This is a genomic window from Stenotrophomonas sp. Sm2128 (genome assembly GCF_030985535.1).
In the GTDB taxonomy this organism is placed as follows: Bacteria; Pseudomonadota; Gammaproteobacteria; order Xanthomonadales; family Xanthomonadaceae; genus Stenotrophomonas; species Stenotrophomonas maltophilia.
On sequence record NZ_JAPTFQ010000012.1, the window covers coordinates 20571 to 43080 of the forward strand.

The 22510-nt window shown below is 64.5% G+C and carries 23 protein-coding genes, 1 tRNA gene and 1 pseudogene; 13 read left to right on the forward strand and 12 right to left on the reverse strand.

Annotated elements, in window-relative coordinates; genetic code table 11:
* Positions 1-80: 80 nt before the first annotated feature.
* From O0K41_RS05495 to O0K41_RS05510, 4 genes are read right to left on the reverse strand one after another with little or no spacing between them, the layout of a single operon-like run.
* Entirely contained in the window at positions 81-1214 is a 1134-nt protein-coding gene (locus tag O0K41_RS05495; protein WP_005409410.1) for a hybrid sensor histidine kinase/response regulator, read from the reverse strand.
* Positions 1211-1786: a chemotaxis protein CheB gene (locus O0K41_RS05500; protein WP_005409409.1), complete on the reverse strand. Its 576-nt coding sequence runs from the start codon at positions 1784-1786 to the stop codon at positions 1211-1213. Before O0K41_RS05500 ends, O0K41_RS05495 begins: the two co-directional genes overlap by 4 nt.
* Positions 1786-2610 (reverse strand): CheR family methyltransferase, encoded by an 825-nt coding sequence (locus O0K41_RS05505; RefSeq protein WP_005409408.1) that lies wholly within the window; start codon positions 2608-2610, stop codon positions 1786-1788. The genes O0K41_RS05500 and O0K41_RS05505 overlap by 1 nt, the downstream gene beginning before the upstream one ends.
* On the reverse strand, positions 2607-5708 hold the full coding sequence (locus O0K41_RS05510; protein ID WP_049396316.1) for a response regulator: 3102 nt from the start codon (positions 5706-5708) through the stop codon (positions 2607-2609). Before O0K41_RS05510 ends, O0K41_RS05505 begins: the two co-directional genes overlap by 4 nt.
* 178 nt (positions 5709-5886) lie before the next feature.
* Between O0K41_RS05510 and O0K41_RS05515 the strand changes: the two genes are divergently transcribed.
* Together O0K41_RS05515 and O0K41_RS05520 are read left to right on the forward strand one after the other, a co-directional pair.
* On the forward strand, positions 5887-7023 hold the full coding sequence (locus tag O0K41_RS05515) for a PAS domain S-box protein (protein ID WP_308304452.1): 1137 nt from the start codon (positions 5887-5889) through the stop codon (positions 7021-7023).
* Positions 7013-7372 (forward strand): response regulator, encoded by a 360-nt coding sequence (locus tag O0K41_RS05520; RefSeq protein WP_012480014.1) that lies wholly within the window; start codon positions 7013-7015, stop codon positions 7370-7372. The genes O0K41_RS05515 and O0K41_RS05520 overlap by 11 nt, the downstream gene beginning before the upstream one ends.
* Positions 7373-7403: 31 nt before the next feature.
* Here the strand turns inward: O0K41_RS05520 and O0K41_RS05525 are convergent, their stop codons facing one another.
* Entirely contained in the window at positions 7404-7970 is a 567-nt protein-coding gene (locus O0K41_RS05525) for a transcriptional regulator (RefSeq protein WP_049449691.1), read from the reverse strand.
* Positions 7971-8142: 172 nt separating this feature from the next.
* Between O0K41_RS05525 and O0K41_RS05530 the strand changes: the two genes are divergently transcribed.
* Positions 8143-8973: a universal stress protein gene (locus O0K41_RS05530; RefSeq protein ID WP_049396314.1), complete on the forward strand. Its 831-nt coding sequence runs from the start codon at positions 8143-8145 to the stop codon at positions 8971-8973.
* Here O0K41_RS05530 and O0K41_RS05535 read toward each other — a convergent pair.
* Entirely contained in the window at positions 8921-9814 is an 894-nt protein-coding gene (locus O0K41_RS05535; RefSeq protein WP_005409402.1) for a helix-turn-helix domain-containing protein, read from the reverse strand. The two genes, O0K41_RS05530 and O0K41_RS05535, sit on opposite strands and share 53 nt — an antisense overlap.
* Before the next feature lie 157 nt (positions 9815-9971).
* Here O0K41_RS05535 and O0K41_RS05540 point away from each other — a divergent pair, with 157 nt between their 5' ends.
* Entirely contained in the window at positions 9972-10532 is a 561-nt protein-coding gene (locus tag O0K41_RS05540) for a GNAT family N-acetyltransferase (protein ID WP_164222132.1), read from the forward strand.
* Positions 10533-10539: 7 nt separating this feature from the next.
* On the opposite strand, the gene O0K41_RS05545 is transcribed toward O0K41_RS05540, so the two are convergent.
* The 4 genes from O0K41_RS05545 to O0K41_RS05560 all read right to left on the reverse strand — a co-directional run bounded on the left by O0K41_RS05545 (position 10540) and on the right by O0K41_RS05560 (position 13547).
* Positions 10540-11004, reverse strand: coding sequence for a GNAT family N-acetyltransferase (locus O0K41_RS05545; protein ID WP_088436192.1), 465 nt, complete (start codon positions 11002-11004; stop codon positions 10540-10542).
* A 173-nt stretch (positions 11005-11177) separates the two neighbouring features.
* Complete coding sequence (locus O0K41_RS05550; protein ID WP_005409399.1) at positions 11178-11660, reverse strand: hypothetical protein; 483 nt, start codon at positions 11658-11660, stop codon at positions 11178-11180.
* A 1142-nt stretch (positions 11661-12802) separates the two neighbouring features.
* Positions 12803-13099: a Rid family hydrolase gene (locus O0K41_RS05555; protein WP_239503561.1), complete on the reverse strand. Its 297-nt coding sequence runs from the start codon at positions 13097-13099 to the stop codon at positions 12803-12805.
* 70 nt (positions 13100-13169) lie between these two features.
* On the reverse strand, positions 13170-13547 hold the full coding sequence (locus O0K41_RS05560) for a hypothetical protein (RefSeq protein WP_308304453.1): 378 nt from the start codon (positions 13545-13547) through the stop codon (positions 13170-13172).
* A 388-nt stretch (positions 13548-13935) separates the two neighbouring features.
* Between O0K41_RS05560 and O0K41_RS05565 the strand changes: the two genes are divergently transcribed.
* The 3 genes from O0K41_RS05565 to O0K41_RS05575 all read left to right on the forward strand — a co-directional run bounded on the left by O0K41_RS05565 (position 13936) and on the right by O0K41_RS05575 (position 16353).
* Positions 13936-14397 (forward strand): GNAT family N-acetyltransferase, encoded by a 462-nt coding sequence (locus O0K41_RS05565; protein WP_049449698.1) that lies wholly within the window; start codon positions 13936-13938, stop codon positions 14395-14397.
* Between the two features lie 54 nt (positions 14398-14451).
* A complete protein-coding gene (locus tag O0K41_RS05570; RefSeq protein ID WP_088436191.1) occupies positions 14452-15066 on the forward strand; it encodes a DJ-1/PfpI family protein in 615 nt (204 codons plus the stop codon).
* A 66-nt stretch (positions 15067-15132) separates the two neighbouring features.
* Positions 15133-16353, forward strand: a complete 1221-nt coding sequence (locus O0K41_RS05575; protein WP_197592046.1) for an amidase family protein — start codon at positions 15133-15135, stop codon at positions 16351-16353.
* Positions 16354-16495: 142 nt separating this feature from the next.
* Here O0K41_RS05575 and O0K41_RS05580 read toward each other — a convergent pair whose 3' ends face one another.
* Positions 16496-17071 carry a hypothetical protein gene (locus tag O0K41_RS05580; RefSeq protein ID WP_237827220.1) on the reverse strand — a complete coding sequence of 192 codons (576 nt, stop codon included), beginning with the start codon at positions 17069-17071 and terminating at the stop codon, positions 16496-16498.
* 53 nt (positions 17072-17124) lie between these two features.
* Between O0K41_RS05580 and O0K41_RS05585 the strand changes: the two are divergent.
* Positions 17125-17438 (forward strand): annotated as a pseudogene (locus O0K41_RS05585) (hypothetical protein).
* A 93-nt stretch (positions 17439-17531) separates the two neighbouring features.
* Here O0K41_RS05585 and O0K41_RS05590 read toward each other — a convergent pair.
* Positions 17532-17608, reverse strand: a tRNA-Arg gene (locus tag O0K41_RS05590).
* Positions 17609-17791: 183 nt separating this feature from the next.
* On the opposite strand from O0K41_RS05590, the gene O0K41_RS05595 reads away from it, so the two are divergent.
* The 5 genes from O0K41_RS05595 (at position 17792) to O0K41_RS05615 (ending at position 22506) form a co-directional block, all read left to right on the forward strand.
* The gene (locus tag O0K41_RS05595) at positions 17792-19324 is read left to right on the forward strand and encodes an aldehyde dehydrogenase family protein (protein WP_005413146.1); all 1533 of its coding nucleotides are present in this window, start codon (positions 17792-17794) and stop codon (positions 19322-19324) included.
* Positions 19324-20163 carry an SDR family oxidoreductase gene (locus tag O0K41_RS05600; protein WP_164222134.1) on the forward strand — a complete coding sequence of 280 codons (840 nt, stop codon included), beginning with the start codon at positions 19324-19326 and terminating at the stop codon, positions 20161-20163. The genes O0K41_RS05595 and O0K41_RS05600 overlap by 1 nt, the downstream gene beginning before the upstream one ends.
* Positions 20164-20382: 219 nt before the next feature.
* The gene (locus tag O0K41_RS05605) at positions 20383-20667 is read left to right on the forward strand and encodes a DUF4190 domain-containing protein (protein WP_005413144.1); all 285 of its coding nucleotides are present in this window, start codon (positions 20383-20385) and stop codon (positions 20665-20667) included.
* Between the two features lie 4 nt (positions 20668-20671).
* The gene (locus O0K41_RS05610; RefSeq protein ID WP_164255506.1) at positions 20672-21442 is read left to right on the forward strand and encodes a class I SAM-dependent methyltransferase; all 771 of its coding nucleotides are present in this window, start codon (positions 20672-20674) and stop codon (positions 21440-21442) included.
* Between the two features lie 8 nt (positions 21443-21450).
* Positions 21451-22506 carry a quinone-dependent dihydroorotate dehydrogenase gene (locus tag O0K41_RS05615; RefSeq protein WP_164222138.1) on the forward strand — a complete coding sequence of 352 codons (1056 nt, stop codon included), beginning with the start codon at positions 21451-21453 and terminating at the stop codon, positions 22504-22506.
* Positions 22507-22510: the final 4 nt, after the last annotated feature.

The window sequence follows — 22510 nt, forward strand, 5'->3', positions numbered from 1 at the left end:
GCTTCCCTGACAGAATAGGCACCCACGCTGGCAGTCGCGGACCAGTCCGTCTCAGTCCGCCGGGATGCTGGCTGAAGCGCTTAGGTTGCCGCCAAGACCGTGCCGTCGCAGCGCCGTGGCAGCATTGCCTCGAACACCACCTGGCCCGCTTCGTTGCGGGCCGCAATGCGCCCGCCGTGCGCGCGGACGAACTGATCGACGATGTACAGGCCCAGGCCCAGGCCCTTGCTCTGGTGGAAGCTGGCCTTGAACGGTTCGAACAGTCGCGGCAACAGCGCGTCATCGATCCGGCCGGCGTTGCTGACCCGCAGCAGTACGCCGCGCGGGTCGCGCCCATCCACCTCCACCCTCGCCTCGCTGCCATGGGTCAGCGCATTGCCGACCAGGTTGGCGGCGACCTGGCCAAGGCGATCCAGATCGCCCTGCAGCCGCGTGTCTCCCTGCAGGTCCAGGTGGATCCGGTCCGCCCCATGCGCGCTGCCCGCCTCGGCGACTACCGCGCGCGTTACGTCGGCCAGATCGCAGGCACTTGCCTCCAGCCTCAGGCCACCGCTGCGGATCCGCGAGAAATCCAGCAGCTGCTCGACCATCCGCGCCATCCGCAGGGTGCTGGCTTCCAGGTACTGCAGGGTCTGCTGCGCGCCTGCGTTGTCTTCCGGAAGCTCCAGCGCCAGCTTGTCGGCACACAGCAGGATCGCCGACAACGGCGTGCGCAGGTCGTGGGTCAAAACGGCAGCCATCGTCTCGTTGAGCTTCAGCGCGCGCTCCAGTGCCTCGTTGCGCGCCTTCAGCAGCTGCCGCTGCTGGTACAGCTCGATGAAAACGTTGACCTTGCTCAGGATCACCTGCGGCGCCACCGGCTTGTGCAGGAAATCGACCGCACCGCTTTCGTAGCCCTTGAACACGCGCAGGGGATCATCCGGAGAGGCGGTCAGGAAGATGATCGGCACGTCGCGGCTGCGATGCGAACCGCGCATCAGTTCGGCCAGGGTGAAGCCATCGATCTCCGGCATGTGCACGTCAAGCAGGGCCAATGCCACCTCGTGCTCGAGCAGCAGCTCCAACGCCTGCGCGCCCGAGCCGGCCAGCAGCAGGTTGACCCCTTCGCGCTGCAGCAGGGCCTGCATGGCTACCAAGTTCTGCGGCACGTCATCGACGATCAGCAGGTTGACCGGGGTCTGCGACTGCGCAGGTTCCGGTGGCAACAGGTTCATGCAAACAACTCCTTCAGGCGGCGACACATCAGTTCAAGGGGCAGCACGGCATCGGCGCCGGCGTACTGCAGGGCGGAAGCGGGCATCATCGACGCCTCGGCTTCCTCGGGACATTGCAGCCAAGCATGGCCACCGGCACGGCGCACGGCGGCAACGCCCTCGCTGCCATCACTGCTGGCACCGGTCAGCAGCAGGGCCAATACCTGCGCGCCGAACACCGCAGCAGCGGAATCGAACAGCGGATCGATGGCCGGACGGGAAAACAGCACCGGTGCATCCACCGACAACGCCACCGCCCCCTCGTCCTCCACCAGCAGGTGGTAATCCGGCGGCGCGAACGTCACCGTGCCCGGCTGCAACGGCTGCTTGTCTTCGGCTTCGCGCACCGGCAACGCGCAGTACGGCGCCAGCACCTCGGCGATGCGGCTGGTACGGTCACGCGGCAGGTGCAGCACGGCCAGTACCGGTACCGGCAGCTTCGCCGGCAGTGCACCGAGCACCGCCTGCAGGGCCGCCACGCCACCGGCGGACGCGCCGATCACCAGCACGGCCGGACGCACTGGCAGCGTCATCAGGCCACCTTCCGATAAAGGCGGTGCTCTCGCGAACAGACCTCGAAGGCATCGTGGTGGCACCCGAACTGCAGCGACTCCTTGCTGCCCAGGCCAAGGAAGCCCCGGTGCACCAGCGCTTCGCGGAACAGGCCGACGGCACGGTCCTGCAGGTCGCGGTTGAAATAGATCAGTACGTTGCGGCACGACACCAGGTGCACTTCGGAGAACACGGTATCGGTGGCCAGGCTGTGGTCGGCGAACACCACGTTGCGGCGCAGTTGGCGGTCGAACACGGCACCATCGTAGGCGGTGGCGTAGTAGTCCGACAGCGACGCGGTGCCACCGGCGGCCAGGTAGTTGCGGCTGAACTGGGCCATCCGGTCGATGCCATAGGCGCCCGCCTCGGCGGTGGCCAGCGCGGCCGGATTGATGTCGGTGGCATAGACGATGCTGCGCTCGAGCAGGCCTTCTTCATGCAGCAGGATCGCCAGCGACCACACTTCCTCGCCCGTGCTGCAGCCGGCCACCCACAGCTTCACCGAGGGATAGGTACGCAGCACTGGCACCACCTGCTCGCGCAGCTCACGGAAATACGCAGGGTCACGGAACATCTCCGAGACCTGCACAGTGAAGAACTGCATGGCCTGGGCGAACAGGTCCGGCTCGTGCAGCAGCCGGTACTGCAGGTCGACCAGCCGCTCGCACTCATAGCGCTGCATCGCCTGGCGCATGCGTCGGCGCAGCGACGACACCGCATAGCTGCGGAAATCGTAGTGGTAGCGCTGGTACAGCGCCTCCAGCAGGACCTTCAGTTCGAGGTCGAACAGCGCCTGTTCGTTCATTGCCGCGAGCACCAGACCCGGCACAGCGAGACCAGCTTGTCGACGTCGATGGGCTTGGCGATGTAATCGTTGGCGCCCGCCTGCAGGCAACGCTCACGGTCGTCCGGCATGGCCTTGGCAGTCAGCGCGATGATCGGCAGGTCCTGCAGGTGACGCTGCGCGCGGATCTCGCGCATCGCGGCCAGGCCATCCTTCTCCGGCATCATGATGTCCATCAGCACCAGGTCGACTTCGCGCTCGGCCAGGCGGTCCACTGCCTCCTGCCCATTGCGCGCGATCTCCAGCGTCACGCCCAGCGGCTCGAGCACGCTGGACAGCGCAAAGATGTTGCGCACGTCGTCCTCGGCCAGCAGTACGGTGCGTCCATCGAGCACGGTGTCGCGACGGCGCGCCTCGCGCAGCAGGCGCTGCTGGTCGGTGGGCAGGCTGGCTTCCACGCTGTGCAGGAACAGGGTGACTTCATCCAGCAGGCGTTCGGGCGAACGTGCGCCCTTGATGATGATGCTCTTGGAATAGCGGCGCAGGCGCTGTTCTTCCTCGCGACCGAGCGCGCGACCGGTATAGACGATCACCGGCGGGAAGCCGACGTCATCGTTGCCGGCCATGTGTTCGAGCAGGTCGTAGCCGCTGCCGTCAGGCAGTGACAGGTCCATCACCATGCAATCAAAGGTGACCGTGCTGAGCTGCTCCAGCGCGCCAGCAAGCGTTCCCACGGCGACGATCTGCAGCTGATCACGGCCCAGCAGCAGTTCCAGGTTGCGGCGCAGCTCGCTGTCGTCCTCGACGATCAGCAGGCGCCGCACGTCGCGCTGGCTGGTCTGTTCCAGCTGCTCGATGGCGCTTACCAGGCGCTCGCGCGTGGTCGGCTTGATCGCAAACCCGATCGCGCCAAGCTCGCGCGCCACCTGGCTGCGGTCCGTTGCCGAGACCACGTGCACAGGAATATGGCGGGTATCGGGGTTGCGCTTCAGGCGCTCCAGCACGCTCAGGCCGGACACGTCCGGCAGGCCGATATCGAGCAGGATGCCGTTCGGTCGCAGTTCGCCGGCCAGGGCCAGCGCCTCTTCGGCCGTCCCGGCCACCACGCAGTCGAAATCCAGTTCATGGGCCAGTGCCACCAGCGCTTCGGCGAACGTGGCGTCGTCCTCGACGGCCAGGATCAGGCGGCCCGGGTGCTGGCGACGACCGCGGTCGTCGGCCACGCTGGGCACCGTCGTCGTCGGCGCCACCGGAGCCCTTGCTGGCACCTGCATCGCCGGCACAGCGGCTGCGACCGGCGAAGCCACGGGGGCTGCGGCGATGTCCGCGGCGTTCGAGGCGGGTGCACCCTGCAACGGCAGTTCCAGAATGAAGCAGCTGCCTCGGCCCGGTTCGCTGTCGACCTGGATGCTGCCGCCCATGCGCTCGGCCAGATCGCGCGAGATCGACAGCCCCAGGCCGGTGCCACCGTAGCGGCGACGGGTGCTGCCATCGGCCTGGCGGAAGGCTTCGAAGATGACCTGCAGCTGCTCGCGGGCAATGCCGATACCGCTGTCGCAGACCTCGAAACGGATGCGCCCCTGGCCGGCCGCGCGCACGTGCAGGCTGACCTTTCCATGCTCGGTGAACTTCACCGCATTGGCCAGCAGGTTCTTCAGGATCTGCTGCAGGCGCTGGCTGTCGACCACCAGCTGGCTCGGCGCCAGCGCATCGGCCTCGATCTGCAGGGCCAGGCCCTTCTGCCGCGCCATCGGCTCGAAAGTCTCGCGCAGGCGCTGCAGCACGCTGTCGGTCACCACCACTTCATCGGCCAGCTCGACGTGGCCGGCCTCGATGCGCGACAGGTCCAGGATGTCGTTGATCAGCGCCAGCAGATCGTTGTTGGACGACAGGATCGCACGCGCATACTTCACCTGTTCTTCGGTGAGCGTGCCGTCCTTGTTGTCGGCCAGCAGCTTGGCCAGGATCAGCGAGCTGTTCAGCGGCGTGCGCAGTTCGTGCGACATGTTGGCCAGGAACTCGGACTTGTAGCGCGATGTCGCGGCCAGTTCGTTGCTGTTGCGCACCAGCTGGCTCTGCGCGACCAGCAGTGCCTGCTTCTGCGCCTCCAGCTCGTGGGTCCGCTCTTCCAGCTGGACGTTGCTCTGTTCCAGCTCGGCCTGCTGTTCTTCCAGATGGCTCTGCGACTGCAGCAGGCTGCGGCTCTGCTCTTCCAGCTCCTCATTGGCCACGCGCAGCTCTTCCTGCTGGGCCTGCAGCTCCTCGCCCTGGCGCTGCGATTCCTCCAGCAGCACCACCAGTTGTGCGCGCAGCAGCGATGCACGCAGCGCCATGCCGATGGTCTCGGCGCAGCGCTCCAGCAGCTCGCGATCCAGGTCGCGCTGCGCACCCGCCCGGGCGCGTCCCAGCTCGACGATGCCTACCACGGTGCCGTCACTGCTGATCGGCGCCAGGATGCGCTCGCGCACCGGCAACCGCCCCAGGCTGGTCTGCAGTTCAAGTACGGCGTCGTCGCTGCCCTCCAGGTGACGGATGCACTCATCCCGCGCCACCTGCCCGGCCACGCCCTCCTGCAATGCCAGCGACGCCGGCATGCCGGACGGCAACGCCAGGCCGCCGGTCAGCTGCAGTCGTCCGCCTTCCAGCCGGTACACGGCGCCGACGTCGGCCTCCAGTTGCGCGCCCAGGCTGGTGGCTGCCGCCTCGGCAATCTGCTCCGGGCCGAGGTCGCCGCGCAGGCTCATCGCTACCGCGTTCTCGGCCTCCTGCAGCCACAACGCCCGCATTGCGTCCCGGCGTGCCTGGATCGCGCGGGAGACGATCAGCGCGATCATCAGGAACGCACAACCACCGATGCTTCGGTTGACCAGCGAGAACGCCGAGTTCGAGCTGGCCGGGGCGATGTTGAAACCGATGACCAGCAGGACGCAGGCGAGCACAGCCACGATGAACGGCGCGCGCGCACTGCGCTGGAACACCGTGACGCCCACGGCCAGGAAATACGCCAGCCATACTGCATAACCGAGCGGTACCACCAGCTCCAATGCGATGGTCGCAGCCAGTAGCACGGCGGACGTCATCCAGATCCAGCGGTCACGCGTAGTCGCACCAGGACGCATGCAGGTCGGTTCCAGAACAAAAAGGGTGGGTGATGGTACTCCGTGTCGTATTCAGCCGCACAGGACAAATGGCACGTGTCCCGCCTCCACGCCTCCTTCACACTTGAATGCCTAGCTTCACGTCCCTCACAGGGGTAACACTTATTTTTACGTGGACGCTGCCGCCTCTACGACGTCCGTGCTGACGGACCCTTCCCGCCAACTGCGACTGCTGATCGACAGCGTGCGCGACCATGCGCTGTACCTGCTTGATCCGGATGGCATCGTCTGCAGCTGGAACCCGGGTGCGGAGCGCATCAAGGGCTATTCAGCCGATGAAGTGGTGGGCACCCACTTTGGTCGCTTCTACCTGGCCGCCGACCGCGAGGCAGGAAAACCGCAACGCCTGCTCCGTCATGCAGCGCAGCATGGCCACGTTGCCAATGAGGGCTGGCGGGTACGCCGCGATGGCTCGTCATTCCGTGCCAGTGTTGTCATCGAGCCGGTGGTTGAAGCGGGTGAGCTGCTGGGCTTCGTCAAGATCACCCGCGACATCACCGAGCAGTGGCAGGCACAGCGCCTGCTGCGTGATGCCCAACGAGCGCTGCGCAATACCCAACAGTTCGAGACCGTCGGCCGACTCAGCCGCGGCCTGTCGCACGAGTTCAACAACCTGCTGACCACCATCGGCAACGCACTGGACCTGCTGTCCCTGCGCGTTGGCGGTGACGATGCGCGCGCCGCCGAGCTGCTCGATGCCGCGCAGAGCGCGACCGATCGTGGTGCGCTGCTGACCCGCCAGCTGCTGGCGTTCAGCACTGGCCAGACCCTGATCCGCGAACCACTGGATATCAATGTGCTGATACAGCAGTGGCTGCCGGACCTGCAACGCGCCTGCCCGTCCACGGTGATGCTGGATGCCCAGCTGGCACCCGGCCTGCCTGCGGTCAACACCGATGCGCTGCAGCTGCAGACGGCGCTGGCCAATCTGGTCGCCAATGCCGCCGATGCTACCCTTGAAGGCGGCCGCATCCTGATCGGCACCGCGCTGGAGCATCGCCTCGACCCGGACGCGGACTCCACGCTGCAACGTGGCTATGTCACCCTCAGCGTCTGCGATGAAGGCCACGGGATGGCGGCCGACATCGCCGAACGGGCCACCGAGCCCTTCTTCACCACCAAGGACATCGGCAAAGGCAGCGGCCTGGGCCTGAGCCAGGTGTTCGGATTCACTACCCAGAGCGGCGGCTTCGTCGACGTGTCCACCACGCCCGGTGTCGGCACCACGGTCAGCCTGCTGCTACCCGCAATGGAGGACCCTGCCGATGACCGATGACCCGATCCGCGTACTGATGGTGGAAGACCAGACCGATCTGCGTGAAATGATCGGCCTGGCCCTGCGCGAACTCGGCATCGATGTGGCCACGACCGCCGATGGCCACGAGGCGGCGGAACTGCTCAAGGGCGAAGCACGTTTCGACGTGGTGTTCAGCGACGTCAGCATGCCCAACGGCATGTCCGGCATCGAGCTGAGCGAGCATGTGGCACGCGAACAGCCGCAGGCACGGATGATCCTCTCGTCCGGCTATGCCCGTTCGCAGCTGCCGCCGCTGCCCGAGCAGGTGGAGTTCCTGCCCAAGCCCTATCGCCTGCGCCAACTGGTGCAGTTGCTCAGGCAGGCGTAAGCCACGGCGCCCCCGCAGGAAACCCCTGCGGTCAACCCATCATCGCCCCCCGCTGGAACGACGCCAGCAGCGTAGAGGCTGCCGCTGCCGGCGCCAGCCGACCGCGTGCCAGTGACCAGGTGATGCCGTAGAAGCAGCTCCAGTAGAAGTCCGCGAGCCATACCGCGGTGAAACCGACGTTGAACTCTCCGGCCGCCTGACCCCGCAGGAAAAAGGCCTCGAAGCGCTCGCCGATCGGCGCCCAGCGCTCCGGCAGCAGATGCAAGTCTCCCACGCGCTGTTGCTCTTCCATCATCCGCGCGAACAGCAGCGTCACCAGCTCCCAGTCCGCCAGCAGCGTGGCGGTGACCTGCTCCAGCACGAGGCGTGCATCACCGCCCTGGTCGAACCAGGCCGCCGCCGCTTCCACGCGCTCGAAACCGGCCGCGAACAGGGCCTCGTCGATCGCCTCGCGGGTAGGCGCAAACCGGTACAGGGTCGCGCGGCTGATGCCCGCCCCGCGCGCGAGTTCGCTGAGGGTGCAGCGTGGATGGCTGACCAGGGTGGCCGCCAGCGCATGGGGCAGGTCGCGTCGTGTACGTGCTGCGGCAGGTCGCATGAAAAGCGAGGGGGTGTGGGCTGGCCCTCACGCTAGCATGAATCATCAATTAATAAACTGAATCAAATATGATTCACACGAATCACGAATGCGCTACAACAGCGGTGCGTCCGGTGCACCCGGGTCGGTGCACGGCAGGGAACGCGTCACAGGCATCGAGGGAGACAACGCCATGCTGCACCCACTACGCGATATCGCCGTGCTGTTCGACGCCAGCGACACCGGGCACCGCGTTCTCAACATCGCCGCCGACCTGGCGCAGGCCCAGCAGGCGCATCTGGTCGCAGTCTCCACGGCCCTGCATCCCACCGACATCGCCAACGGCTTCGCGCGCGGTGCCGGCATCGCCGCCGCGCTGGACCACGAGGCCCGCGCGGATGCCGCCTGCACCGCACAGCTGATGCAGAACCTGCGTGCCGTTTCCGAGCCGCTGCAGATCAGCACCGAACTGCGCATCGTCTCGGACTACCTGGGTGGCGCTGACCTGGCGCTGCAGTCGCTGTACTGCGACCTGATCATCGCCGGCTATCCGCACACACCAGGCGCGCCCTCCGGCTGGCATCCACTGGGCACGCTGCGCCAGACCGGGGTACCGATGCTGCTGGTGCCGCCGCGCTGGAAGGGCGAGCAGGTTGGCCGGCGTATCGTGGTGGCCTGGAATGCCAGCAAGCAGGCCCGTCGTGCGGTGGCAGATGCCCTGCCTCTGCTGGCCCGCGCGCAGGCCGTGCACCTGCTGATGGTCGACACGCCCAAGGCTGAAGCGGCACCCGGCGCTGAAATGGCCCAGCATCTGGCGCGGCACGGCGTTGAAGTGGAGATCCAGGCGATCAGCTCCAGCCAAGGGGGCGTAGCCGCCACCATTCGCCAGCATGTACTTGATGCCGAAGCCGATCTGCTGGTGCTGGGGCCCTACAGCCGCAGTCGCGTGGTCGAACGCGTGCTCGGCGGGGTCACCGAGGATCTGCTCGCCGAAGTACCGGCGCCCTTGTTCGTATCGCACTGATACCGCCCTGCCCCGCCCGGCGGTAGCCGGTCAGCGATTGGCCGGTGTGCCGCCGGAAATAGCGGCACAGGTAGGACGCGTCCTCGAAACACAGGCGTTCGGCGATGCGACCGATCGGCAGTTCGCTGTAGCTCAGCAGCGCCTTGATCTCCAGCACCACCTGGCGGTCGATCAACGCCTTCGGCGTTTCGCCGAAGCATTCCCGGGTCACCTGCGAGAGATAGAACGGGGTAATGCACAGCGCCTCGGCGTAGGACTGCACGTCGCGTTGGCGCGTGCTGCGCTGGCCGACCAGTTCCCAGAAGCTCCAGGCCAGGCGCTCGCGTCGGCCGACCTGCGGCGCCGCCTCGTAGTATGCCGGGAGCAGTGTGGCGAACTTCAGGAAAAACGTCTGCAGCAGGTTGCGCAGCATCACGTGCCGATGGCGGCCACCGTTGTGCTGGGCATCCATCAACTGCTGCAGCCAACCCTGCAGCAGCGGCACCTCCAGCGGTGACGGTACACAATGAGGGTGCTCGTGCAGGAACTTGAACAGTGCATTGGGCAGCACATAGGCCACCTCCGAGGCCAGCGCTTTCGGCACCAGGCAGGCCACCGCAAGGAAGCCGCGCGAACGCTGCCGCAGCAGCGCCAGCGTATCTTCCGCCAGCACCAGTACGTCGTGCCGCTGCACCGCCACTTCGCGGAAGTTCAGTGCGAACCGCGCACGCCCGGACACGCACACCAGCACCGTCAGATAGGCGTGCCCGAACGACAGCGGAACACCCAAGCCTTCAGCCAGCGTACTGACTTCCAAGCGCATGGATTCGTCCTGTTCCAGAAGCTGGGGAATGCGATCCATGGGCCGATCCACTGGGATTCCACTGGGATATCGCGGCAGAGCATATCCGCCCGAACGAAGAAGTTGTGAAAAGTACCGAAACCATCAAGGTCCCACCCTGTGCTCCCCGCCCGTCGAAACCTAGCCTGTGCGCTCTCTTTCCACCGACGGACCCGCCATGCAACTGGCCACCCAACGCTTGATCCTGCGCCCCTGGCGCGACAGTGACGCCGCCGATCTGTACGAGTACGCCCGCGACCCGCGCGTGGGGCCCATCGCCGGTTGGCCACCGCATGCCAGCGTAGAGGAGAGTGCCGACATCATCCGCACCGTGTTCAACCGACCGGAGGTCTACGCCCTGCAGAGCCGCGAGAACGGGCGTGCCATCGGTTGCGTCGGCATCCTGATCGGTGCAGACAGCAACTTCAGCTTGGGCGAGCGCGAGGGAGAGATCGCCTACTGGATCGGCGTACCGTACTGGGGGCGTGGCCTGGTACCCGAAGCCGTACGTGAGGTGATGCGGCATGCCTTCCTGGATCTGCAGCTGGATGCGTTGTCGTGCGGCTACTTCGCCGACAACCTGCAATCGATGAGCGCGCAGTCCAAATGCGGTTTCCGCCATCACCACGCCGAGGTCAACCAGTTCAACCGCTTCCTCGCCGACTACCGCACCGAACACATCAGCCGCATCACCGCCAGGGAATGGCAGGCGCAGCAGACCGTACCGCTGCCCACGTGATCACGGCTCAGCCCTCGCTGCGCTGCATGAACAACAATTCCGGCGTCGAGGCATCTTCCACCGGCTGGAAGCCGAAATCGCGGTAGAGCGCGACCGCCGCGACGTTGTCACGATAGACACGCAGGCTCAGGCGCTGCACATCCGGCGACCGCAGGGCCTCGGCACACAACAACTGCATCAGCACCCGGCCCAGGCCGCGCCCACGCGCCTGCGGCGAGACAATGATGCGGCCCAGGTGGGCAGTGCCGGGCGCGGTCAACCAGTACTGGCCGAACCCCATGCACGCACCCTCCCCGTCCAACAGCACCCAACCCGGGCGCTCGGCCAGTTCAAGAGCCTGTGCGAATGCCTCAGGCAGCAGAGGAAACGCAACGCCCGGGCCAGCCCAGCGTTGCGTCGCTGCAACCGAATCGAGCCAGCCAGCGATACGCGGATAATGCCGAGGTTGAACCGGTTGCAACTGTGCGGGCATATGGAAGCCTGTGTGGTCCCGTCAACCTGCCGCGGCCGCTGCCTGGGTTGGAGGCTGATGATCAGGCGCTTGCAGCGGACGTGCTTGCGCGAACTGGGCTGCGGTAACAGTGCGTGAGACGGATGTCCCATGCAGGAAGCCGCCGCACTCGACGGCGGCGACCTGTCGGCGCTTTACCGGCAGACGTACTCGCGTGCCGACTCGATGGTGTCCACGTCGAGCTCTTCGTATTGGATCTCGACGGTTTCCATGCTGGACGCGGTGACCACCGCGCGCGCGCCGAGATTGCAGGCGGCAGGCAGCCCGCCAGCGTACGCTTGGCCATTGATCGCATACGCCAGGCCGTAGCAGGCCGAGCCGAGCTGGAACGGATTGTGGTTGCAGGCCATGAGCTGACTGTTGGCAAGGTCACTGGAGGCCGTGTAGTTGGACGTCCAGCCACTGCCGGCATCGCTGCCGCAGCTACCCGGGTACCCCTGGATCTGCGCACCGCTGGAGTCGCAGGTGTGGTAGGCGAAACTGCCGAAGAAACTGGTCTTTACGTACGCGGTGCGGCCGCTGTCTACCCATTGTGCCGCAGCAGCGCTCTGGGCAAAGGCGGACAGGCCGAGCAGGCACACGGCGGCAGCGGTGAGAGGTTTCAATCCCTTCAACATGACTATCGTCCTCGGTATTGGCGTAGTGCACGCCTCATGCGTGCCAACCGAGTCTACCCCGCAGGTATACGGGCAAATATGACAGGCTCGACAGTCTGGGCCCTTCTGCGCACTTGACTGGCCATTGTGACCACTGCCGTGGGATAAGACGCTGGTGATCACTGCCCATCAGGGAGCCCGAGAGGCAGGACTGGCGAATGTTCACCTTTCCCAAGCACCCGTGCTACGTGATCAAAGAGCTCTTCCGCCAAAATCGGCAAAAGCTCGCGCTAGGCTCGCGAGCATAAGGTGAAACACCAGCACGTTCATGCTGCGCTTATCTTGCACGCAATCTACAACTCCAGGAAGGAACTGAAATGCGTTGAACGCTACATTCTCGTGCAATACACCTATCAAGATCACGGGTACAGATACATCCGCGGATCCGGGCGAGACGCAGCAGGCAATGTGATTCCTGACGGGCAGAAGGATATTGCGAGCCCCGATCAAGCTTCCCAAACGTACATTTATCCGACGGGCCCACTTGCGGCAGGCCCGGGTGGTGAGATGATAAGACACCTCGACAACCTGGGTGTCCGTTGGATCGGCGCAAACTCTCCACCGGTATATGTTGGTTTCCGAATCGGCTGTTCCTACACTCCCTCAGGTGCACAATGCCAAGTGAACTCCCTAACCCCATAGAACGTGGATCAGAGCGACCGATCCACGGAAACGGCATTCTTATCCGGGCATTTTTGATCCTGACGATGAGCTCTGCAGTATGGATGCTGGCCGGACTGTCGATCGGAAGGGGTGCCAAGGGCGCTCTTGTCTGGCCGTACATCATTCCATCCCTCGTCTTCATCGCGCTCATCGTTTCCTATAGAGCGAGGGTGCGGAATGCCGAATGGTTCACCAATAAGCCACGGACGCTGTTCCTGCTTACTCTGTCTTGGATTGCCTGCGCAGTGGGGCTTGTTCTTTCAGTAGCACCCTTCTGAGGACTGAGCCCTGCCGTCGTGATGGCGGTGGGGCTCACATTTCGTCATGAGGGCTGCGCCCTACAGCGCCAGTGCTCTCTCGCCTGAATCGACAGGTCACCCTCGCGGCCTCCGGCGCGGACGTGGCGGATGAGGCGCGTACGCCCCCATCCGCTCCTGTCTTCAGCTCTGGACTTCTGCCCGGAAGGCAATCTCGATCAGCTGCTCTGGGAAGGCCAGCGCCGGGACCCCAATCAGGTTACTGGCAACCTGCGGCACCGGCTGACCATACACGGCCGGCCGGACCTTGCCGCTGGCCGCGAACGCGGTCGGAACGTCGATAACGAACAACGTTTCCTCGACCACGTCAGCCAGCGACCCACCCAACTCTGCCAGCAGCACTTGCGCGTTCTCGTAGGTGCGCCTCATCTGGGCTTCCATGGTGTCGAAGCTGGCGGTCTTGCCATTGCTGGCGCTCATCGTTGCTCTCTCTGGTGAAAGGGCAAGTCTGACGGGCAAGCAACGTCGACCGCCTCCCCTGAACGGGGCATCAGATTCGATCTCGGAACAGCTGCTCTCTACCTGCCCCGACCCACGCCTTCATGGGATCTCTCGCCCTTGGCTTGGTCTCCTTCTGCGGTCGGCGTGGCTCCAGCGCTTCCTTGATTCGCGCCACCTCCACTGTCCCGGCCTCCGCCAGGCGCCAGGCCTGTTGCCGTTGCTCGCGGGTCGGCGGCAGGCTGGGCAGTGGCGGGGGCACCTGGATCGGCGTGCTGTCGGTCAGCCGGGCAACGGCCTCACGCAGAGGCAGCTCGGGATACAGTCTGGCGGCGCACCAACGCGCGGCGTAGCGCTTCGCCTGCCTGACATTGGCGGCGCGGATTTCCTTCACTTCCCAGAACTTGCAGCTCTCCAACCAGAGGCGCACCCCAAGGCCGCCATCGGGTTCGACGCCGGCCGTCCCGCGGCCGTTGTATCAGAGCGCCCAGCGCTCACCCGTCTGGACCCAGCCAAAGGGAATCGGGGCGGTGCGGAAACCTTGGTAGCGGTGCGAGGGAAGCATGGCCGGAAGCATACGGCCGGGCGTCGCAGATCCTGCGAACGCGCTGGTCGCGTGGCTGAGCAGTTCGGAAAGAGCCCAGCGCGATGACCCCTTGTGGCAGCGTAGTGAGGGTCCTGCTGGCCGCAGGCACCGCAGACACGTGCGTCGGCCGTGCGCGCCGCTACCTCCAGCCGCGAGCAATTTCGTTCAATACGACTTGACGAGCCGGAGTCAAAGTTGGACGACCGAAGTCTGCGGAATGTGCTTAGTGAGTATGAACATTAGTTTGAGGCAGGTAACAAAGAGCAACTGGGTCGATATCATCAATTTGGAGATCTCCAAAGACCAAGAACAGTATGTGGCGCTCAATTCAGAAGCACTGGCCGCTTCAAAGTTCTTTGAGCACTACGTCAATCGAGCAATCTATTTGGATGAATGCCCGGTCGGATTCCTTCAGTACTATCCGAACCATGAGAACGGCCATCCAAATGAAATTTTCATCGATCAGCTCATGATCGATATCGGGCGGCAAGGCGAAGGGATGGGCACCATAGCAATTGCCCTTGCTATCGAAGAGATTGCTCAGCTTGACGAGTACACCAGCATCTCGGTATGCCATGTCCCCGGCCATGACGTAATGCAAAGATTCTTCAAACGATTCGGGTTCGAAGTCGTCGAGCAAGATGAATTCGAAGAAGTCGTTATGCGGCTGCAGCTGACCCCTCGCTCAAGCTGAAGGCGAAGGCGAAGGCGAAGGCGAAAAGACAATTAGTAATTTCAGGAAGCAATTTTGAAGACCATAGCGCTGATCACTTTCGATAACTTCACCGATATCGACCTTTTTTTAATGTGGGACATTTTGGGCAGGAACACAGACGACTGGAATGTGCGAATCTTAGCCGCAAGCCCTAGAGTTCGGTCCTCCAATGGTCTGTTCATCACGGTTCACGGCCCCCTTTGCGAAGCAAATCGAGCGGACGTGGTATTGATTGCAAGCGGAAAGCAGGGCATTCCAGACGCCCTTAGCGACCCCAACTTCTTGCCTTCCCTTAAGCTGGATCCGTCCAAGCAGTACATCGGTTCAATCTGCGCGGGAGCTTTCGTTCTCGAGAGCCTTGGACTGCTGCCAACCCGACGTGCGACGACGCACCCAGACGCTCGCGGAAGCCTGGAAGCCCTGGGGGTCGAGCCGATTGACAGCCCCCTGGTTTGCCATGGACGGGTTGCTACGGCCGGAGGCTGCCTCGCAGCACTGTACCTGGTTGGCTGGGCAGTCGAATCCCTGTTCAACGCCGACAAGCGCCGCGCCACGCTGCAGACTGTACTTCCGACCGGTCAACAGGAGATGTTCCAAGGTCTAATCGATGCAACCGTGCAAGAAGGCATGCGAGGCAGTCTAGGCTAAAAAAAGCAGGAGCTGGCCAGCGAATCAAAGCGGCAACGGCCGACATCGCACTTACACGATTTGCATATGAAGTTGAAGCAAGAAATGGAATCTGGCGAACATACAAACGCCTTTCTTTCCAAAGGTGATATCAGAACCACTCTAGCGGGCATGCTTAGCGGCGTGACGTTCTCTGTGAAGGACAACATCGACGTAGCCGGCCTGGTTTCCTCATACGGCTCACCAGATTGGCTAAGTGAACACCCCGCTGCGTTGCACAACGCAGTCTGTGTGGACCTAGCTCTCGCCGCCGGTGCTCGATATGTGGGCAAAGTTGTCGCAGATGAGTTCACCTACAGCCTGGAGGGGCAGAACCAGTTCTTTGGAACCCCGCTAAACCCTAAAGCTCCGGACCGAATTCCGGGCGGCTCTTCAAGCGGATCAGCCGCGTCCGTTGCGACTGGCTCCTGCGATTTCTCGCTAGGCACCGATTCAGGCGGCTCGATACGGGTTCCTGCAAGCTTCTGTGGTGTATGGGGAATACGGCCATCCCTTCACCGAGTGTCCGAAGCAGGAGTTCTCCCCTTCATGCCGAGCGTCAGTACAGTCGGGGTCATCGCCAGCGGGCTTGATGTGCTGATCAAGGCAATGCAGGCGATATCCCCTGCCCACGTTGAACCCCAACAAGCAGTTCAACGACTTGTCGTGCTTGAAGACGCAATGGACATTGCTGACGAAGATGTGCGAGCTACTGGATATGCCACTCTGGAGACACTGTCTCGCGCGTCTGGCGTCAGCCTTGAGGTTCTTCGCTTCAGTGACATCACCAATGAAGACCTTCCACTCGAAGCATGCAACCTTCGCGCGCTACGTAATATCCAAACAGCCGAAGTTCAAAGCACGCTCGGCACTTGGATTGACCACCACAAGCCGCAGATGGGATACGGCTTTTCACAGGCCTATGCGAATGTAGTGAGCTTTGATCGGACGTCTCTTGCCCAAAGCTGGGAGCTCAGGGAGTTACTGCACCGCAAGATAAACACCTTCTTCAGGCCGGGTACGCTCATCTGCTTCCCGACAACACCCTTTGCCGCACCACTGAAGAACAGCCTGACAACTCTGGACTCAGTACTGGATTTTTACGATAGAACCATGGCTATTACAGCATTCTCGGGTGTCGCCAGGCTACCTGAGGTCTCAGCGCCTCTTCTGTCCGTAGATCATCTTCCGGTGGGACTCTCGTTCGCTGCAGGAAACGGACAAGACGCATTCCTACTCAGCGCGTTGAATCAGCTGACAGCCTCCTAGCAAAGGACAGCGGGCCACCGACTGCAGGCCTACCGGGTCAGCCGCGCGGTGAACACGCCGCGGAACAACGGCGACTGCTGCAGCAGGTCGCATAGGCGCGCTTCAATCGAACCCCAGCGGCATCTCGGCACGTTGCAACCGGTCAGTAGTTCTTCACATCCACGGCCATCACGATCCCGACCACGGCCTGATTTGGCGAGCCGCCTGTTCCGATCTTCGGAATGGTGATGGCGTTACCGAACAGGCCGTGTTTCCCACTGACGCCCTGCCCGTCCCCGATTCCCATCACGGTGAAACTGTTCTGGAAAGTGCTGGTGGCAGGGGCGCAGATCACCCCGGCGACCGTCTTGCCGGTGAAGTCAGGGAACCTGCCCTCTCCCATACCACCATTGGGAAAGACGCCGCCCACACCGATGATCCGCATGGGCTTTGCGCCCAGCGCATAAGTCAGACGGCCGTTCGCATCCCACAATGCCAGATACTGCGCATCCTCGTTGGCGGGGCGATCGAACACGTAGGCCCAGCCCTGCAGACGCGCGGGCGTGTTCGTCCACAGCGTCAGCCTGAACTGGTTTGCGCCGATCTCCTGAAACTGCGGGAAGAATGGGTAAAGGTCGCTGATGAATGCAACCATCGGAGCCTCGGCATTGATCACCATCTCCGCATACTTCCAGTTGCCTCCGTCATCGACCTTGGCGGCACCATTGACGCCGCGCAAGCGGCCTACCTCCTGGAAAAGCTCCATGACCACATGGAGGAGTGCACCAAGCCATGACCCAGGAACATATCAGCCACCCGGAGGGGGTTGCCGAACTGCGCCGTGCGCCTCCGCCGGCGGTGGCCACCGAGTCGAGTGCGCCTGCAGGTCGACCAGCAAGCATGCCGACCCAGACAAGCCCATCGCCGCATGGCGCCGGCTCAACCGTCCCGAGCGCAGCGCGCGCCCAGCTGCGGTCATGGCCGGAGTGCCATTGCGAAGGGTGCAGATTCTGGCCGGCCATGCCGATTACGCCACGACCGAGAAGTTCTACGCCCATCTGACGCCTGAGGGCGACGATGGCGCGGTGGCGAAGCTCAGGTACTGAGCAGGAGCGCTGGGACTACTGGGACCAAATCCTGTGGATATGCGGGAAACAGTGGGAAATGCTCACCACTGAGTCCGCCTAAGTTATTGATTGTGGTGACCCCGGCCCGATTCGAACGGGCGACCTTCCCCTTAGGAGGGGGACGCTCTATCCAGCTGAGCTACGGGGCCATGCAGCCGGGAAGTTTACAGGCAACACACCCTGCGCTCCAAGCATTCGTGCTCCACACGGCGGCGCTGGCGCGTTGCACCATGGCCGGACAGGCCGCTCTGCTACCATCGGCGATTCAGTTCATCGCGCCCCCCACCTGCCCGCGATGGCACCAAACAACGTAACGAAACACAGGAGTCTGCATGTCTTCCGAGCTGCTCAAGTCCCTTGGCCTGGACGCGATCAACGCTGGCACGTACCTGGGCAACGGGGAGTGGTCGAGCGCGACCAGCGGTGAGCTGATCACCCCGGTCAACCCGACCACCGGCGAGCCGATCGCGCAGGTCCGCGCGACCACCGAGGCCGAGTACGAGACCGTCGTCGCCCGCGCCCAGGAAGCCTTCAAGGTCTGGCGCACCACGCCGGCCCCGCGCCGCGGTGAAGCCGTGCGCCTGTGCGGTGAAGCGCTGCGCAAGCACAAGGATGCGCTTGGCTCGCTGGTCGCCTTGGAAATGGGCAAGAGCAAGCCGGAAGGCGACGGCGAAGTGCAGGAGATGATCGACATCGCCGATTTCGCCGTGGGCCAGAGCCGCATGCTGTACGGCTACACCATGCATTCCGAGCGCCCCGGCCACCGCATGTACGAGCAGTACCACCCGCTGGGCCTGGTCGGCATCATCTCCGCCTTCAACTTCCCGGTCGCGGTGTGGAGCTGGAACTCGTTCCTGGCCGCCATCTGTGGCGATGTGTGCATCTGGAAGCCGTCCAACAAGACGCCGCTGACCGCCATCGCCTCGCTGAAGATCTGCAACGACGCCCTGCGCGAAGCCGGCTTCCCGGACATCTTCTTCCTGATCAACGATGCCGGCACCGCGCTGTCGGAAAAGATGGTCGATGACCGCCGCGTGCCGCTGATCAGCTTCACCGGCTCGACCCAGGTCGGCCGCACCGTCAACGAGAAGGTCGCGCGCCGCCTCGGCCGCTGTCTGCTGGAACTGGGTGGCAACAACGCCATCATCCTGGACGAAACCGCCGACCTGAAGCTGGCCGTGCCGGGCATCGTGTTCGGCGCTGTCGGCACCGCCGGCCAGCGCTGCACCACCACCCGCCGCCTGATCGTGCACCGCTCGATCTACGCCGACGTGCTGGCCACTCTGGTCAAGGCCTACAAGCAGGTCGAAGGCAAGATCGGCGACCCGACCGATGCGGCCAACCTGATGGGCCCGCTGAACAGCGACGGCGCCGTGCAGCAGTTCCTCGATGCCATCGCCCAGGCCAAGGCTGCCGGCGGCACCATCGAAACCGGCGGCACCCGCATCGACCGCGCCGGCAACTTCGTGCTGCCGGCGATTGTCTCCGGCCTGAAGAACAGCGATGCCGTGGTCCAGCACGAGACCTTCGCGCCGATCCTGTACGTGATGCCGTACGACACCCTCGATGAAGCCATCGACATGCAGAATGGCGTGCCGCAGGGCCTGTCGTCCTCGATCTTCACCCAGAACCTGAAGACTGCCGAGAAGTTCCTGTCGGCCGCTGGCAGCGACTGCGGCATCGCCAACATCAACATCGGCACGTCCGGTGCGGAGATCGGTGGCGCCTTCGGTGGCGAAAAGGACACCGGCGGTGGCCGCGAGTCCGGTTCGGATGCGTGGAAGGTCTACATGCGCCGCCAGACCAACACCATCAACTATTCGGACTCGCTGCCGCTGGCCCAGGGCATCAAGTTCGATCTGTGATGGCAGACGTTTCTGCCATGGCTGCGGGTCAGAGCCCCTCCGGGGATCTGCCCCCTGCCCAGGGCCGGATCCCCAATGGGGCTCCGACCCTCGATTTCACCGGTCGCCGCGTGCTGATCGCTGGCGGCAGCAAGGGCATCGGTCGTGAAATGGCGCTGGCATTCGCCGGCGCCGGTGCGCAGGTCTCGGTCTGCGCCCGCGGCCAGGCCGGACTGGATGCCCTGCGCGCCGATGCGCAGGCACAGGGCACCCCGCTGCATACCGTCTCCGCCGATCTGGCCGATGCCGGCCAGATCCAGGTCTGGCTGCAGGCCGCAACCGGTGCACTCGGCGGCATCGATGTGCTGATCAACAACGCTACCGGCTACGGCATGGCCGACGACGAGGATGGCTGGGCCGCCAGCCTGCAGATCGACCTGATGGCGGCGGTACGGGCCTCGCGCCTGGCACTGCCGTGGCTGCGCGCATCCAGCGATGCCTGCATCCTCAACCTGTCCTCGATTGCCGCACAGCAGCCACGCCCCGGTGGCGCGCCCTACGCCGCCGCAAAGGCCGCGCTGTCGCACTACACCACGTCGCAGGCATTGGCGCTGGCCAAGGACCGGATCCGGGTCAACGCCATCGCCCCCGGTTCGATTGAATTCGATGACGGCCTGTGGGATCGCCGTCGCACCGAAGATCCGGCGCTGTACCACGGCACCCTGGCGAAGATCCCGTTCGGCCGCTTCGGCCATCCGCGCGAAATTGCCGACGCCGCCCTGTTCCTGTGCTCGCCGCTGGCGCGCTGGGTCACCGGCAGCGTGCTCAACGTGGATGGCGGCCAGGTGTTGATGGGCTGATACCGGCACTCCGGTAGCTGCCAACCTTGGTTGGCATGCCTTTCGTCGACCAAGGTCGACGCCTGCCCTGCTGAAATACCCTTTGTCGACCAAGGTCGGCGCCTACCAGGGCTAGCACCTCGTTCGCCCACCAGGGTCCACGCCTGCCATCGCATCCGCCGGGCATGGGATTGCTTGGGCAGAGGCACTATCATGTGCACACTGCCAAGGAGGACCCCGATGAGCGTGGCACCCCGACAGACAAGCGCCCTGGCCGTGGTCAGCCTGGTCATGGGCATCGCCAGCTGGACCGTCCTGCCCTTCGTGGCCAGCATCGTGGCCATCATCACCGGCCACATGGCCCGCGCCGAGATCCGCCGCCGCCCGCATGAACTGGAAGGCGATGGCCTGGCCGTCACCGGCCTTGTGCTGGGCTGGGTGATGGTCGGCGCCGTGCTTGCCGCCATCCTGGTCTTCATCCTGTTCTTCGGTGGCCTGGCGTGGCTGGCCGCGGTGTCGAACTGACGCCATGACCACCTCCGACAGCACTGAACGCTTCAGCAGCCGCGTCGCCGCCTACGTCCGCTACCGGCCCGATTACCCGCCCGCGCTGCTGGACTGGCTGCACGGCCCGATGGGCGTCAGCCACCAGGCGCTGGTGGCCGACATCGGCGCGGGAACCGGCATCTCCAGCCGTCAGTTTCTGGCCAGCGATCATCCACTGGTGGCGGTCGAGCCGAATGCCGCCATGCGTGCCGCCGCCGAACACTGGCTGGCACCCCAGTACCCGCGTTTCTCCGCCGTCGATGGTCGCGCCGAGGCCACCGGCCTGGACGATGCCAGCGTCGATCTGGTCAGCGTGGCGCAGGCCTTCCACTGGTTCGACACCGTGGCGGTGCGCGCCGAGTGGCAGCGCATCCTGCGTCCAGGTGGCCTGGCACTGATCTACTGGAATTCGCGTCTGCTCGATGCCAGCCCGTTCCTGATCGGCTACGAACAGCTGCTGCTGGACTACGGCACCGACTACACCGCCGTGGCCGAGCGCTACCAGGACGATGCCACCATGCAGGCCTGGTTCGGCCCCGGCCTGCGCGGCATGGTAGAGCTGCCGAACGTACAGCATCTGGACTTCGATGCCCTGCGCGGGCGCCTGCTGTCCTCCTCCTACGCACCCCAATCCGGTCATCCTCGCCACGCGCCGATGATCGACGCCTTGCAGGACCTGTTCGCCGCCCACGCGGTCGACGGCCAGGTCGCTTTTGAATATCGAACCCGAGCCTTCCTCGGCACGCTGGACTGAACCGACGCATGTATTCGCTTGCCCGCCCCTTCCTGTTCTCGCTCGACGCCGAGCGCGCCCACGGCCTCGGCCTGTCCGCACTGGACCTGGCCTATCGCACCGGCACCACGCCGCTGCTGGCCGCACGCATCGCGCCGATGCCGAGCACCGTGTTCGGGCTGACCTTCCCCAATCCGGTCGGCCTGGCCGCCGGCCTGGACAAGAATGGCGAGCACATCGATGCATTGTTCGCGCTGGGTTTCGGCTTCGTCGAAATCGGCACCATCACCCCGCGTCCGCAGGCCGGCAACCCGCAGCCGCGCCTGTTCCGGCTGCCGGCGCACAATGCGATCATCAACCGCATGGGCTTCAACAATGCGGGCGTGGACGCGCTGGTGCGCAACGTCGAACGCGCGCGCAACCGTCGCGGCCTGCTCGGCATCAACATCGGCAAAAACAAGGACACCCCCAACGAACAGGCGGTGGACGATTACATTGCCTGCCTGGACAAGGTGTATCCGCTGGCCGACTACATCACCGTCAACATCTCCTCGCCCAACACTGCCGGCCTGCGTGAACTGCAGGAGGAAACCGCGCTGCGCCAGCTGGTCAGCCAGTTGCGCGACCGCCAGGAAGCACTGGCCGCGCAGCATGGCCGCCGGGTCCCGATGCTGGTGAAGGTGGCACCGGACCTGAGTGACCGCGACATCGATGCCGCCGCGCGCGTGCTGGGCGAACTGCAGGTGGACGGCGTGATCGCCACCAACACCACCATCGACCACAGCAAGGTGGCCGGCGATCCGCTGGCCAACGAGGCCGGCGGCCTGTCCGGTGCGCCGGTGCTGGAGCAGTCCACCCTGGTGCTGCGCCGCCTGCGCTCGCGCCTGCCCGAATCGGTACCGCTGGTGGGTGTCGGAGGCATCCTGTCCGGTGCCGATGCGGTGGCCAAGATGGCCGCAGGCGCGGCGCTGGTGCAGTGCTACAGCGGCTTGATCTTCCGTGGCCCGGCGTTGGTCTCCGAATGCGTGGAGGCGATCCGTCGCCGCCGCGAAGCGCCGAGCCGCGGCGCGGTGGCCCCACTGTGAGCGC